The organism is Larkinella sp. (assembly GCF_965227735.1).
In the GTDB taxonomy this organism is placed as follows: domain Bacteria; phylum Bacteroidota; class Bacteroidia; order Cytophagales; family Spirosomataceae; genus Larkinella.
Map to the genome: position 1 here is coordinate 881635 of NZ_OZ245776.1, position 15165 is coordinate 896799.

Genomic DNA, 15165 nt, shown 5'->3' on the forward strand with positions numbered 1-15165 from the left:
ACCAACATTCTACTTACCATGAAACGATTTCATCTTTTTTCCAAAGCGGCTTTCATTCTGGCGCTGTTCCTGTTCTCCTCCTGCGAAGAGCAACTGACCGAACTGAACGAAAACCCCAATGTGGTTGACCCCGCTACGGCCAACCCAAATATGTTGATGCCAACGGTCACTACCGGCCTGGCTACCAGTTATCTGGGACTTGGCTACGGCGATATTGCCGGGGTTGTACAGCACACCCAGAAAGACGGCTGGTTTGGCGGACATAACCACTACGACTGGACGCCCAATGACTGGAGCAACTATTACAACCTGCTGCGTAACAATGCATTCCTGCAACAGCGGGCAACTGAACTAGGTTTTAAGTTCCACCAGGGTGTGGCACTGACCATGAAAGCCTACATTTTCGGGCTGATCACCGACCTCTGGGGCGATGCGCCCTACACCAATGCCTTGAAGGGCGACGTGTCCAACGACTACATCCTGCCGACGTATGACAGCCAGGAGGTCATTTACAAGGGCATTATCGAGGATCTGAAAGCCGCTTCGGCCCTGTTTGCCACCGGCGAAACAACGGGCTACCTGACCAACTACGATGTGTTCTACAAGGGCAATGCGGCCAACTGGCACAAGTTTGCCAACTCGCTGCTTCTGCGGTATTACATGCGGATTTCGGCCAAATTGCCGGACATTGCCAAAGCCGGGATCGAGAGCGTTTACAGCTCCGGTGTTTACATCAAAAGCCCTAGCGAAGATGCTGTCATGGACTACATTGGTGCCACTGCCGCCAACTCCTGGCCCGGTGCCGTTGCGTTTGAAGCCGACCCCTCGGAATACCGCCGTCGGAAACCCGCTAAACCGCTGGTCGACAAACTGCTGCAACTCAACGATCCGCGTCTGAAAGTATGGATTGCGCCGGTTTACGTGCAGTGGGTGGCTGATCCGACCCTTGCCACCCCGGTCGATCCGTTTATCCGCCGAAACGGGGTGATTCAGACGGGTACGGTTTCGCTGACCGATGCCGCCTTCCTGCCGCTGGTGAAAGCCGGTACAAAGTTTACCCGGAACTTCAACCCCAACACCTTTTCCGTAGCGATCGACACGCGTGAATACGTGGGTGTTCCGCCCGGTTTGATTGACCCAAGCTCGTACAACTACAACCCAACTACGGGACAAGTTGTTCAGAATCAGCACGTTTCACAACTTGCCGAACTCTATCGCGGAAGCAGTGGCGGTTTGTTGAAAGCCCGGCTGATGTCGGCTGCTGAAACTTCGTTCATTCTGGCCGAAGCGGCCATGAAAGGCTGGGCAGTCGGAAGTGCCGAAACCCACTACAATGCCGGGGTGAAAAATTCACTCGAAACCTGGGGTGTGGGAACGCAATACAACACCTACATCGCCACCACCGGTGTTAAATTTGACAACACCCTGGCCCAACTCATGGATCAAAAATGGATTTCCAGTTGGACGGCGGCTCCTGAAGCCTGGTTCGATTACCGCCGGACCGGCCTGCCCGCCTTTAAACCCGGCCCGGCTGCGGCTGAAAATGTGTTGCCGGTTCGTTTCATTTACGGCGATAACGAAACCAACTACAACAACGCCAATGTGACGAGCGCGCTGAGCAAACTGGAAGAAAACTCCCATACCAAAATCCGGGGCAAAAACAGCCAGTGGGCCAAACCCTGGGTAATTCAGGGAACCGGTAAACCCTGGTGATGAAATTACCTTGAACAAGTTGAAAAGGGTGGACCGTATTCCACCCTTTTTCACGTAAATTATTTATATTTCAGCACTTTATTTTTATAAACCGTATACTCAATTTAATACCTCCTCTTTTCTCCTTTTCTGTAAACTCTTATGCAAAAACTATGAACCGAACCTCTATTTTTTCGAAAACGCTTCGGTGTTTGTTTGTCACCACATGGTTGCTGGGAATGGTTCTCGCACCAGCCCGGGCGCAGCAATCCCGCCGGGTAAGCGGCACCATCAAACTGGGTACCGACAACTCCCCCATTCCCGGCGTCAATGTGCTCATCAAAGGTTCCACGCTCGGAACTACCAGTGACAACAATGGCCGGTATTCGCTGGAGGTCAGCGGAGCCAATCCGGTTTTGATTTATTCCTTCATCGGTTACAAAACCGAAGAAGTGCCCGTTGGCAATCGCAGCACCATCGACGTGACGATGACCGAAAATGCGGAAATGTTGCAGGAAGCCGTGGTGACGGCCCTCGGGATCAAACGCGAAGAACGCTCGCTGGGCTACGCGGTTGGAAAAATTGACGGCAAAGACCTCACGCGCGTTGTTCAGGAAAATGTGCTCAACAGCATGGCCGGCAAAGTGGCCGGCGTCAACATCAGCGCCACCGGCGGAACCGGCTCGTCGGTCAGCATGGTGATCCGGGGTGCCAAATCGCTCAGCAGCGACAACCAGCCGCTGTTTGTGGTCGACGGCGTTCCGATTGCCAACACGCTCAACAACGTCAGCCAGGTCGGCAACGACAACCGGGTCGATTATGGCAATGCCATTTCGGGCCTGAACCCCGACGACATCGAGAACATTTCGATTCTGAAAGGCCCCAGCGCAGCCGCACTCTACGGTACGCGCGCGGGAAACGGCGTGGTGCTGATCACGACCAAAAACGGCTCCAAAGTCAAAAAGCTGACGGTAACGATTACCTCGAACACCGTGTTCGACAAACCGTATAAGTTTCTGAAATGGCAAACCAGTTTTGGCTCGGGCCAGTTTTCGGCCATTCCGGTTTCCATCAGCAAAAACCCGCTGACCAATCCGTTCGGCAAACTGATTCAGGAGGAAATTGGTGCCACCTACGGCGCAGCCCTGGACAAAGGCTACGAAGAAGTGCAGTGGAACAGCCCGCTGGATGCCAACGGCAAACCGATTCCGATGCCGCTGGTATCCCATAAAAACAACGTCAGAAACTTCGTTCAGACCGGCATCACCACCACCAACGGGATTTCCATCGCTAACAGCACCGACCAGATTACGTACCGGATTTCGTATTCGAACATGCAAAACCGGGGGATTATTCCCAATTCGGATCTGTTTAAAAACACGCTGAATTTCAGTTCGTCGCTCAAACTCAGCGAGAAACTGCGGATGAGCACCAACGTCGACATCAGCCGCAACAACTCCAACAACCGCCCCGCCGGAAACCGGGGTTCCAATCCGTTGCAGGCGGCTTACAACACCTCGCCCCACATCGACCTGCTCGAACTGAAGAACTACTGGATGCCGGGTCAGGAAGGATTGCAACAACGTACACAGTATAACGGTATTTACAACAACCCGTATTTTCTGGCGTATGAAGTCAACAACGGTTTCACCCGCGACCGCGTTTTCGGTAACCTGCGTGCCGACTGGCAAATCACGAAGGACATCAGCTTCATGGGCCGGTATTCGCTCGACACCTACCAGGAACAGCGGGAAACCAAGATCGCCAACAGCTATACCAATGATCCGCGCGGAGCCTACGGTCTGATCAACATCGGGTCCTTCGAAAGCAACGCCGACTTTCTGGCCACCTACAAAAAAGACATCGGCAACTTTGGCCTATCGGTTTCGGCGGGTGGGAACTACCGCCACCAGAAAGGCTCGAACCTCACCAACGCCACCCGCAACGGCACCGGTTTGATCGTTCCGGGTGTTTTCACGATTCAGAACATTGCCCCGGCCAACCTCGACTACAGCAGCACGAAATTTGAACGCGGCATCTACAGCCTATACGGCCTGGCCAACCTGAGTTTCAAAGACATGGTGTACCTGGATTTGACGGCCCGCAACGACTGGTCGAGCACGCTGCCAGCCGCCAACCGGTCCTACTTCTACCCCTCGGCGTCGCTGAGTGTGTTGCTGAATGAAATTCTGCCGGTTTCCAACACCATCAGTTTGCTGAAACTGCGGGGTGGAATTGCGCAGGTGGGGAACGACGCCAATCCGTATATGCTGCTCAGTACGCTGGGCAACGCCGGAAGCTGGGACGGAATTCCGCGCCTGAACGTGCCGGGAACCCTGCTTATTTCAGACCTGAAACCGGAAATTGCCACCTCCACGGAGTTTGGCCTCGATGTGAATCTGTTCCGAAATCGCCTGAGGGCCGGTGCCACGTATTACGTGTCTGAAAACCGCAACCAGATTCTGAGCACCAAACTGCCGCCGTCATCGGGTTATACCCTGAAAAATATCAACGCTGGATTGCTGGTCAGCAAAGGGATAGAGCTAACACTGGGCGGAACACCCCTGGAAAAGAACGGCTGGCGGCTGGACCTCAACGCCAACCTGACCCGCAACCGCACCACCATCAAAAAACTGTCGGACGACCTCCCCTACTTCACGCTCTGGACCGACGCCAAAGGCGGTGCCTGGACGTATGTGGGTGATGAAATCGGCGATTTATACGATGCCAAAGTCGTGACGGTGGAAGACAAAAGTTCGCCCTACTACGGTTATCCCATTCTGGATCAGACCGGCAAGTGGCAGTCTATCGACGCCATCAATACCAAGAACAAAATCGGAAACTTTAACCCCCGGTTTATTCTGGGTATGCAAACGTCGCTCAGCTACCGCGGTTTCAGCCTGAACATGACGTTCGACTGGCGGAATGGCGGGGATTTTGTCTCGCAAACCTACCGCTACGGCGAAGAAGACGGCCGCTCGCAATTGTTTCTGGATAAACTCATCAATCCCAACGGTTTGACCGGCGACGCGCTCCGCAACTACCTCGTGGCCAACCAGGACAAAATGATTCTGATCAATGGCAACAACTTCCCGCTGGTGGGTGGCCCAACGCCCGACTACAACGGTTATCCGTTTAAATACGGCCCCTACACCCTTCCCCACGGCGGGGTGTTTATCCCGGGCGTGGTGGCAACCGGCTACGACGAAAATGGCAAACCGACCGGCTATAAGGAGAACCTGGGCGGCCCCGGCACCCTGATGCTGCCGTTTGCCGGTTCAACCTCCTGGGCCTTCTCGCGGGCGGTTACGTTCGATGCGTCGTTCCTGAAACTCCGCGAAGTGTCGTTCGGCTATGATCTGCCGCAGAATTTTGTCAAACGAATCGGGCTGCAAAACGCGAACGTTTCGGTCTATAGCCGGAACATCATTCTGTGGACAGCCGCCAAAATCGGCATTGATCCCGAAATGGCGTTCCAGCTCGAATCGGGGGTTCAAAGCTCCGGCATTCAGTTTAAGCAGGGCATCGAACGGTATAATGTCACGCCCTGGGTTATTCCGGTTGGCTTCCGGCTTGGTTTAACATTTTAAGCAACCCGATCTTTCCAAAAACCATGAAAATCGTCACGCATAAAGTTATCGGTCTCATTGTTCTGTTTTCCCTGACGGTATTTTCCTGCAAGGACTTAACGGACCTGAATGTCAATCCCAACGGGGTCGAGCCCACGACGGCGCACCCCAACCTGGTGCTCTCGACCGTCCTGACCGAAGCAGGCAAAGCCTTCGTAAACCTGGGCTATCAGGATATTGCCGGGGTGATGCAGCACACCCAGAAAGACGGGTGGAGCGGTGGCCACAACGATTACGACTGGGGTGGCAGCCAGAGCTGGAGCAACTATTACGATGTTCTGCGGAATAATCAGTACGTCTACGACCGCTCGGTTGCGCTCAATTTCGAATTGCATCAGGGCATTGCACTGGTTATGAAATCCATGCTGTTCGGGCTCATTACCGACCTCTGGGGCGATGCGCCCTACAGCCAGGCCCTGAAAGGGGAAGTGGGTGGCGCGGCCAATACGTTCCCGGTTTTCGACACGCAGGAAGCCATTTACACCGGCATCCTGGCCGATCTGGAAAAAGCCAACACGCTGTTGTCGAAAGCCAAAAGTGCGTATACCAGCACCGCTGACGCAGCCGATGTGTATTACAAAGGCGACCCGACCAAATGGCGGAAACTCGCCAACTCCCTCGCCCTGCGGTATTACATGCGGATTTCGTCAAAAAAACCGGATGTAGCCAAAGCCGGTATCGAAAAAATCGTCGCCAACGCCACGCAATATCCGATCATTACGGCTTCGGCCGACGATGCGGCCATGGCCTTTGCGGGCAACAGCAACGACGATTCTTGGCCGGCCAACGCGACTTACGACGCCAGCGAAAGCAATTACCGCCGGTTGAAAATGAGCGATACCTTCGTCAAAGCCCTGCTGGCAGTGAACGACCCCCGGCTGGCGATATGGGCCAATAAAGTACAAATTCCGCTGGTGGTCGATGCTACACTTCCGCCGAAAACCGACAAAATTGTCGATGGCAAACGGTACCTCTCGCCCGACATGGTGGTGGGGAAAGAAGTCAATACCAATCCCTTGTATGTCGGTCTGCCCACATCGATTGTCGGCGGCTCGGCCTATAACCTGAGCCCGACGGCCGAACAGGCCGCTAAGAACCCGCACGTTTCTTGGCTGAACGACATCTACAAAGCCGCCAAAGGGCCTTTGCTGAAAGCACGTTTGATGTCGGCGTCGGAGGTGAACTTCATCCTGGCCGAAGCCGCCCAGAAAGGCTGGGCCGCCGGTGATGCCAAAGCCCGCTACGAAGCCGGGGTGAAAACGTCGCTGGAAACCTGGGGATTGGCCAGTGCCTACCCGACCTACATTGCCCAGAAGGATGTGGCCTACAACGGAACCCAGAAGCAGATTATCGAGCAGAAGTGGATTGCCAGTTGGACAGCCGCCACCGAAGCCTGGTTCGACTACCGCCGGACCGGTTTCCCCGAACTCAAAACCGGCCCCAATGCCAAACGCAAAGTGTTGCCCGTCCGGTTTTATTACATGCTCGATGAGCGGAATCTGAACAAAGCCAACTCGGATGCCGCCCTCAGTCGACTGGAGTTGACGCCCAACTCGGAAGCCGACGGCAAAAACAGCCCCTGGTCGAAACCGTGGGTTCTGCAAGGCACCGGAAAACCGTGGTAGTTTTTTGAGAAGAAAGAGAGGAGACAAGCGGTATGGTTTTACATAATGACGGAATTAGCGAATTCCAGCCCACCGTTTTAACGGTGGGTTTGCGAAAAAAAATCGGGGAGAATTTTAGGAACCGTTTCAACGGTTTAAGGGCCTTGAAACCGTTGAAACGGTTCCTAAAATTCTCCTTTCCGTTAGACCCACGGTTTCAACCGTGGGCTGGATTTTCTCGTCTCTGATTTATAAAAAACACGCGCAATGAAGAAAAACCATCTCGCTGCCCTCCTGTTCCTGTTTTTTGCCATCACCACACACGCACAGCAATTCCGGGCGGGGGCGGCTTTGCGGGTGATTACGCCGAATCCGCTGTTGCCCATTTCCGGCGGGATTGGCACGCCCAAGAAAGCGACGGAGAAAAAGGGCGACCTGTTTGTTCGGGCGTTTGTGCTCGAAAAAGGCCCCACCCGGATTGCCATCGTCAGTGTCGACAACCTCGGCTGGCCATCGGTTTTGGGTAATAAATCCCGGGCGCTGATCAGGAGTGTTCCGCCCGGTAATGTGCTGATCGGGGCCACCCACACCCACAGCGGCCCGGATGCCTACGGTTTTCCGGATCAGTCGGGCAAGGCGCTGGCGGATTTGCCGTATCTGGAGAAATGCGTGGCCCAGATTGCCGAAGCCGTTGAAGAAGCCGTCAGGAAACTGCAACCGGCGAATTTGAAAGTGGCGGTGGGTGAAGCGAAAGGAAAAATTGCGTTTAATTATTACGCGGCCGACTTGTACGATCCGCGCTGCGGAGTTATTCAGGCCATTGCTTCCGCGGGCGCTAACAAAGGCAAACCGATTGTGACGCTGGTTAATTACGCCATCCACCCCGAGGTGATCGGGTCGGGACGCGGCATTCTGAGTCCGGACCTGTGCGGCCCGTTGTACGACAAAATCGAGTCGAAAACCGGGGGCATGGCGATTTTCATGAACGGTGCGCAGGGCGGTATGGTCACGGCCGACGTTCGGCGCGAGGGCGGAACCGAAGCCAATACCTGGGAAGAATGCATTCGGATTGGCGAACTGCTCGGCGACGAAGCCCTACGAATCGTCAGCGCGGCCCCCACGCTGGAAAATCCGTCGATTTATTGCGCCACCCGCAGGGTCGAATTTCCGATTGAGTCGGACATGATGAAATACATTATTAAAAACTCCCCGCTCGGGTATCAACTTACCGGTTCGGACAAAGTGACCACCCAACTGAATTTGCTGAACATTGGCCCGGCGCAAATCCTGACGGTTCCGGGAGAAGCCTTACCAAATATTGGGTATTACGTCAAACGCCACATGAACACCAAATTTCCGTTCCTGTTTGGCTTAACGAATGATGCCTTCGGCTACATGCTCACCAAAGTTGACTTTAATAGTTTCAAACGGTATGAGTACATCAGCCGAACCAGCCTGGGCGAAATGACGGGCGAGATTTACATGGAACAGGCGTTGAAAACCGTGGCTGAAAGTCCGAAACCGGAGTAATCATATTGCCCCTAAATCCCCGAATCACTAAAAACCAACTATACGAATGAAACGATTCACAACACCATTACTTGTCCTGTTAACCTTGGCTTTTTTGTCATTTGATTCTCCTAAAAAAGCACCCATTACCCCCGCTACAGCCCTTCAAAGTTATTTAAACAATGGCGATAAAACGTATCAGTGGGAACTGAAAGACTCGTACGAAATGGGTGATGTAAAAGCCTATAACCTGCTGCTCACCTCGCAGAAATGGCGCGAACATACCTGGCGGCATCAAATGACCATTCTGGTTCCGAAAGAAAACAACTACGACGGTTCGCTGCTGTTTATCACTGGCGGTTCCAACAAAAATGAACAGCCCAACTGGAACGCCAAAGGCCAGGAAGATAAAGTAATCAAGGGGCTGGTGGATATTGCCACCAAAAACAAGGCGATTGTTACCCTGTTGAAACAAACCCCCAATCAGCCGCTGTATGACAATTTAACGGAAGATGCCCTGATTTCATACACGCTCCATCAGTTCAAAAAAGACGGCGATTATTCCTGGCCCCTGTTGTTTCCGATGGTGAAAAGTGCGGTGCGGGCCATGGACGCGGTTCAGGAGTTTTCGAAGCAAACGCTGAAACACGACATCTCCCGGTTTGTGATTTCGGGGGCTTCCAAACGCGGCTGGACCACCTGGCTAACCGGTGCCAACGACAAACGCGTGGTGGCCATTGCCCCCATGGTGATCGACATTCTGAACATGCCGGTTAGTCTGGATTACCAGGTCAAAGTGTGGAAAGATTATAGCGTTCAGATCGAGGATTATGTCAAACTCGGGATTCCGCAAACGGCCAAAACCGAGAGTGGAAATGCGATCAATACGATGGTTGATCCGTACTCGTACCGCAAAAATCTAACGATGCCGAAAATGATTTTCATGGGGACGAATGATGAATATTGGGTGGTGGATAACGTCAAAAATTATTTCGACGATATTCCGGGTGAAAATATGATTCATTACGTGCCGAATGCCGGCCACAGCCTGGGCGATGGCAAGTCGGCCTTCGAAGGATTGGGGGCTTTCTTCGGGATGACAATGGCGAAAAAACCGTATCCGGTTTGTAAATGGAATGCCACAAGCACCAAAAAAGGTGTCGATGTGTCGATCAAAACCACGGCGGATGCGCTGGTCGATGTGATTGTCTGGTCGGCCAACTCGACCGATACCGATTTCCGGAATGAAACCTGGACGAGCAAAAGCCTGGGGGTTAAAAACAAAGCCAAAGTCGATGTTTCGGAAGCCTACCCGGCCTCGGGTTACCACGCCTTTTACGTAGACCTGAAATATGCCAATCCCAACGGCGGCACCTACACCGAAAGTACGCGCATGTTTGTGTCGGACAATGACGAAGTATTCTTGAAACCCAGTTCGTTTTGACAATCTAACCCGTTTGGCCGCTGTCAGGGTCTTCGACCGCTGACAGGGCGCCGTAACCCTGTCAGCGGTCGAAGACCCTGACAGCGGTTACAGTCCCTTAACGGCGGTTATTTCACATTTCCAAATCAACCAATGAAGTCAGTACAATCCTTCTTATTCTGCTTTCTTTCACTCAGTTTTTCAGCCTGCCGAACCACCACCAACCCATCCACGGCCTCGGTCAAAGACGTTATGGATGGGGCCGTCACCCGGCTCTATCAAACCCTCAAACCCGAACAACTCGACACAATCAGTCAGGCCTACGTGCTTCAGTTTCTGACCGAAGCGGAAAAAACTGCTCTGGCAACCCGGTATTTGACTTTTGATGTCGATGTGCCGGTAACGGTTTCGCTGATGCGCCATCAGGAGCAGAAGGTGCTGCCATTCTGGCTGGAAGACAGCGGTTTTCAGAAAACCGCTCAGGTTGTTAAAAACGAAGAATACACCTACGAAGTCTGGCAAAAACCCTTCCCGGCCGGCAAAATAGAACTGGGAATCAACGGGTTTGACAAACACCGGCCGGTTTATTTCATCAGCGTGGGAGCGCAGAAACCGGGTGAGAAAGTCACCATTTCCAACGTATTTCCAGCCCATCAAACGCTCGACACCGTTCGGGTGGGAGCCTTTACCTACCACGACTGGAGTGACCTGACGCTAACTGAAGTGCCAGAATCCTTGCGCGGGCAAACGCTCTTCCAGACCATTCGCGGACGCGCCCGGGAAGCACATCTGGTGGGAGCGTTTCGGAAAACCATCGCCCCTTCTTCAGACCAGCCGGATCAGGTGCTGCTCACCTGGAGCGGTGATCCCAAGACTACGATGGATGTGCAATGGCGGACGTCAGTCCCGGTTTCGGTTGGGCAGGTAAAATACTGGCAAACCGGCACAACAGATACGGTGACGGCTCCGGCAACGGCGTTTCGGATGGAAGACCGGCTGTTGCAGAATGACCGGTATGCCAACCGGTTTACCGCGAATCTTACCGGCCTGAAGCCGGGTGGTTCATATGGCTATTGGGTGGGCTCGCCGTCCGGCAAATGGTCAAAACCGGCCACGTTCAAGACCCAGAGCGCCACCGCCGACGGTTTCTCGTTCATCTGGTTTGGCGATACGCACAAGTCGCCGGATTGGGGGGCAATGGCCCGGAAGACGTTGGCAAAACACCCCGAAATTGCTTTTTATTCCATCGCCGGCGACCTGGTCAGCACCGGTTTGCACCGCGACGAATGGGACGAATTGTGGCAGTATTCCGGCGGTATTTTCGAGCAAAAACCGCTGATGCCGATTCCGGGCAACCACGACAGCCAGGACGGTTTGGGAGCGTGGATGTACCAGGAAATGTTCAGTTTACCGAAAAATGGCCCCAAATCGCCGGACGTTCCAGCGGAGCAAACGTATGCGTTCACGTATCAGAATGCCCTCTTTCTGATGATCGACGCGACCTCGCCGATTGAGGCCCAAACCGCCTGGATCAAAGACCAGCTGGCGAATTCGAAAGCGACCTGGAAATTTGCCTTTTTCCATTTTCCGCCCTATAATTTTGAAGAAGATTACGCCGATATCCGCAAAGAATGGTGCAGCCTCTTCGATCAATACCACGTCGACATGGTGATGAGCGGACACGTGCATTATTACCTGCGAACCCAACCCATGTTGGCCGAGAAACCGGTTTCGTCCCCCGCTCAGGGTACGATTTACACGATATCCATCGGCATTCCGAGCGATCATAAGGTCTGGCCGGACGAAAAATACGCCGTGATCCGGCACAAAAACGGACCGCTGTACCAGCACTTGAAAATGGATGGCAATACCCTGGTTTACCAGAGTTTTGATCAGGAGGGTAAGATGAAGGATGAATTGAAAATTGTGAAATAATGCGCCTACTTCCATTCCTGCTTCTAGCCTTCGGTGCCATTTTCCAGAGTACCGCCAACGCCCAACCCTTCGTTTCGGCCCACCGGGGGTCGTCGCTCGTGGCACCGGAAAACACGATGGCGACGTTCCGGGCGGTTTTGGCGATGCGCGTCAGTTACATCGAAATCGACGTTCGGACGACCAAAGACGGCCAGTTGATCATCCTCCACGATGGCAAACTCGACCGAACAACCAGCGGTTCGGGACCGGTTGAGAACCTGACGCTGGCGGAAGTGAAGCAGCTTTCGGCCGGAAAAGGATTTGATGAACAATTCAAAGACGAACGGATTCCGACGCTGAAAGAAGTCTGCCAGTTGATCCGCGACTGGAACGCTGGCCATGCTGCGAAAGTAAACCTGTACGTCGATTGTAAGGCCGTTGCGCCGGAACCGTTAGTGGCAGAACTCGCCGAATCTGGCGTGCTGGCCGATGCGGTTTTCTACGGTTCCGACGACTATTTAGCGGCCTTGAAACAGGTTGCTCCGCAAGCCAAGCTGATGCCTTCGTTGAAGAATGCCGACGAGTTATCCGCCAAAATTGAAAAGCTTCATCCGTATGCGTTTGACGTGCGCTGGTCGTCACTCACCAAAGAGCTGGTTCAGCAAATTCACGGCAACGGCATTCAGGTGTTTTCGGATGCGCTGGGCTTTTTTGAGAATGCGGAGCAATATAAGAAAGCGGCTCAACTGGGTATCGATGTCATTCAGACGGATTATGTGATAAAAGTCCGTCAGGCGCTCGATGAATTGAAAGGGGGAAAAAAATAGCCAAAATACCGGACGTCCTGCTTATCACCGCATTACAATATGAAAAATTGCTTGATCATACATTTAATTAATACAACGTTTTTATCGTTCGTCATAAGTTGTACTTTTACCGGGAACATACACTTGAGGTTTATCGATTTACAAATAAAACAACTTACGCATGATACACACCTTTTACCGAAAAACATTTTTGCCACGCCTTCTCCCCCAACCCAGTACTTCCCGTTCAGGACTGACTCGCCTGTACCCCTATTGTTCACTGGTTCTCGTTTCTTTGCTGCCCAATAAATTGCTTGCCCAAACACCTTTCACCTGTGGCACATCAGGCTACCAGGTATCGGCTCCAGGTGGTGGCAGCAACTCTACCTTGTATGCTTATGAAATGAGCACCGGAGTCCGAACCACCATTGCGGCCCTGACCCGCAACATCAACGCCATTGGCTATAATACACTCGACAACCTGATCTGGGGGTATGACACCAATTCACACGAGGTGGTCCGGATCGATGCCACGGGTTCCGTTTCGGCCTTCACCATTCCGAACCTGCCAGCCGGTGCTTTCAATACGGGTGATATCATTGGCAATGGCTATCTAATTCTTTATCAAGGCAATGGCACCGGCTATTTTGTCGTCGACATCAATCCGGCCCGCCCGGCAACGTATCTCCAGGTTGTCAATCCCACCACCGGTTTCAACCTGTTCTCGGTCTCGCCCTACGGAATTCCCACGGCCGCCATCCCGGTGAGCGATTGGGCCTACAAACCCGCCGACGGTTTGCTGTACGGACTCGCCAACACCTCCGCTCTGCTCACCACCCTGAATCCGGTTACGGGCGCCATCACGACGGCAGCCACGCCGGTCACCGGTGGCGGAATTGAAGCCGATGCACCCGGCGGTTTTGGGGCAGCTTTCATCGATAACGCGGGCGATTTGTACGTGTTTGCCAATGGCAGCGGTAAGTTCTACAAGATCGATGTTTCTGCCAACACCGCCACCCTCCTGTCGACTTCCACGCCCTCCGGTTTCAACGACGGTGCCCGGTGCAGTTCCGCAGCGCCTGTCATTTCTGCCCCCACCCCGGTTCCGTTCTCCTGCACGGGTAACTACTACCAGGTGGCCGCTGGCAGCGGAGGGACCCCTTCCACCCTGTACCAATATGACGTGGTGACCGGTACACGAACGGATGTGGCCACGCTGGACCGCAACGTCAACGCCATTGGCTATAACACGGTCGACAACATGCTGTGGGGGTATGCGCCGAACTCAAACGAAATCATCCGAATCGATGCCGCCGGCACAGTAACGGCCTTCACCGTTCCGAACCTCCCAGGCTACTCCTACAATGTCGGTGACGTGGTGGGCGATGGCTATCTGTTTCTTTATCAGGGCAATACCGACGCCTATACCGTTGTCGACATCAATCCGGCGCGTCCGGCCACCTATCTGCAAGTCGTAAAACCGACTGCGGGTTACACCCTGGCCACCAGCGCGCCCTTTGTGACGGGAATTCCGATTACGCCCCTGACCGACTGGTCATACAGCTCAACCGATGGTCTGCTGCACGCGATCGTCAACGGTTCCCGTCTTCTGATGACCCTGAATCCGGCAACGGGTGCTACTACGACCTCGGCCGTTGCCGTCACCGGCGGGGGCATTGAGTCGGAAACCGGCTTTGGTGCTTCTTTCCTCGACAGCGAAGGGCATCTGTACGTTTTTTCCAACAGCAGTGGGAAGTTTTTCCGCATTGATCCGACGACCAACACGGCCAATTACTTGTCAACCTCCATTCCCTCCGGTTTCAACGACGGTGCCCGCTGCAATCTGGCGGCTGCCCCCCTACCGGTTTCGCTGATCAGCTTTTCGGTCAAACCGCTGTCGCCCGTCACAGTGGAAGTCAACTGGGTAACGGCTTCGGAAACCAACAACAAAATGTATGTGGTTGAACGCAGCATCGACTTGAGGACGTTTGAAAAAGTGACCCAGATAGAGGATGTGGCCGGTACAACCCCGGGCGAACAACGTAGCCAGTATCGCATTGTCGACCAGGCACCTTACCGCGGAACGAGCTATTACCGATTGACGCAGGTGGACATCGACGGCAAAACCACCCGCTTTCCGATTCGCTCCGTCATTCTGGACCGAACCTATGGTGTATTCCCGAATCCGGTGGAAGGCTCTACCTTCACCCTGCAACTGGACGAACCGCAAACGGCCAAAATCACGCTGAAAACCGTGGATGGCCGCAACCTCTCGTTTACCAAGTCGGCCACCAACGAAAACGCCCTGATCCACGCCACTTTAGCCAGCGGGATATACGTTATTCAGGTAACCGAGCGCGGCCAAACCCGGGTACATCGGGTACTGGTCAGGTAATCCAGAATTTTGACTACTATTTACACTGAGAACCAAACCGGTGGTCGATCGATCACCGGTTTTTTCTTATGAATCGTTCCAGGCGTGGTTTATCATTCCCACTCAAACCATTGTTAAATCAACTATCCGCCAGGTTTTCTATCTTTAACCATCAACATCCGGGCTGACAGCCGTCAGTCCACTTTAAATTGTC

8 protein-coding genes are annotated in these 15165 nt (G+C 53.6%); all 8 read left to right on the plus strand.

Annotated features, from left to right (window positions below; genetic code table 11):
- Positions 1-18: 18 nt before the first annotated feature.
- The 8 genes from ACO064_RS03505 to ACO064_RS03540 all read left to right on the plus strand — a co-directional run bounded on the left by ACO064_RS03505 (position 19) and on the right by ACO064_RS03540 (position 14972).
- Positions 19-1713 carry a SusD/RagB family nutrient-binding outer membrane lipoprotein gene (locus tag ACO064_RS03505; RefSeq protein WP_421826024.1) on the plus strand — a complete coding sequence of 565 codons (1695 nt, stop codon included), beginning with the start codon at positions 19-21 and terminating at the stop codon, positions 1711-1713.
- 152 nt (positions 1714-1865) lie between these two features.
- Positions 1866-5282 (plus strand): SusC/RagA family TonB-linked outer membrane protein, encoded by a 3417-nt coding sequence (locus ACO064_RS03510; RefSeq protein ID WP_421826025.1) that lies wholly within the window; start codon positions 1866-1868, stop codon positions 5280-5282.
- A 23-nt stretch (positions 5283-5305) separates the two neighbouring features.
- Positions 5306-6946, plus strand: coding sequence for a SusD/RagB family nutrient-binding outer membrane lipoprotein (locus ACO064_RS03515; protein WP_421826026.1), 1641 nt, complete (start codon positions 5306-5308; stop codon positions 6944-6946).
- Positions 6947-7192: 246 nt separating this feature from the next.
- A complete protein-coding gene (locus tag ACO064_RS03520) occupies positions 7193-8455 on the plus strand; it encodes a hypothetical protein (RefSeq protein WP_421826027.1) in 1263 nt (420 codons plus the stop codon).
- Between the two features lie 46 nt (positions 8456-8501).
- Positions 8502-9878, plus strand: coding sequence for a PhoPQ-activated pathogenicity-related family protein (locus ACO064_RS03525; protein WP_421826028.1), 1377 nt, complete (start codon positions 8502-8504; stop codon positions 9876-9878).
- A gap of 132 nt (positions 9879-10010) precedes the next feature.
- On the plus strand, positions 10011-11792 hold the full coding sequence (locus ACO064_RS03530; protein WP_421826029.1) for a fibronectin type III domain-containing protein: 1782 nt from the start codon (positions 10011-10013) through the stop codon (positions 11790-11792).
- Positions 11792-12598, plus strand: coding sequence for a glycerophosphodiester phosphodiesterase (locus tag ACO064_RS03535; RefSeq protein ID WP_421826030.1), 807 nt, complete (start codon positions 11792-11794; stop codon positions 12596-12598). Before ACO064_RS03530 ends, ACO064_RS03535 begins: the two co-directional genes overlap by 1 nt.
- A 160-nt stretch (positions 12599-12758) precedes the next feature.
- On the plus strand, positions 12759-14972 hold the full coding sequence (locus ACO064_RS03540) for a DUF6923 family protein (RefSeq protein ID WP_421826031.1): 2214 nt from the start codon (positions 12759-12761) through the stop codon (positions 14970-14972).
- Positions 14973-15165 lie beyond the last annotated feature (193 nt).

Bases quoted from the DNA above. Each gene is read 5' to 3' on its own strand.
- ACO064_RS03505 (WP_421826024.1), top strand. From the start codon at position 19: ATGAAACGATTTCATCTTTTTTCCAAAGCGGCTTTCATTCTGGCGCTG.
- ACO064_RS03510 (WP_421826025.1), top strand. From the start codon at position 1,866: ATGAACCGAACCTCTATTTTTTCGAAAACGCTTCGGTGTTTGTTTGTC.
- ACO064_RS03515 (WP_421826026.1), top strand. From the start codon at position 5,306: ATGAAAATCGTCACGCATAAAGTTATCGGTCTCATTGTTCTGTTTTCC.
- ACO064_RS03520 (WP_421826027.1), top strand. From the start codon at position 7,193: ATGAAGAAAAACCATCTCGCTGCCCTCCTGTTCCTGTTTTTTGCCATC.
- ACO064_RS03525 (WP_421826028.1), top strand. From the start codon at position 8,502: ATGAAACGATTCACAACACCATTACTTGTCCTGTTAACCTTGGCTTTT.
- ACO064_RS03530 (WP_421826029.1), top strand. From the start codon at position 10,011: ATGAAGTCAGTACAATCCTTCTTATTCTGCTTTCTTTCACTCAGTTTT.
- ACO064_RS03535 (WP_421826030.1), top strand. From the start codon at position 11,792: ATGCGCCTACTTCCATTCCTGCTTCTAGCCTTCGGTGCCATTTTCCAG.
- ACO064_RS03540 (WP_421826031.1), top strand. From the start codon at position 12,759: ATGATACACACCTTTTACCGAAAAACATTTTTGCCACGCCTTCTCCCC.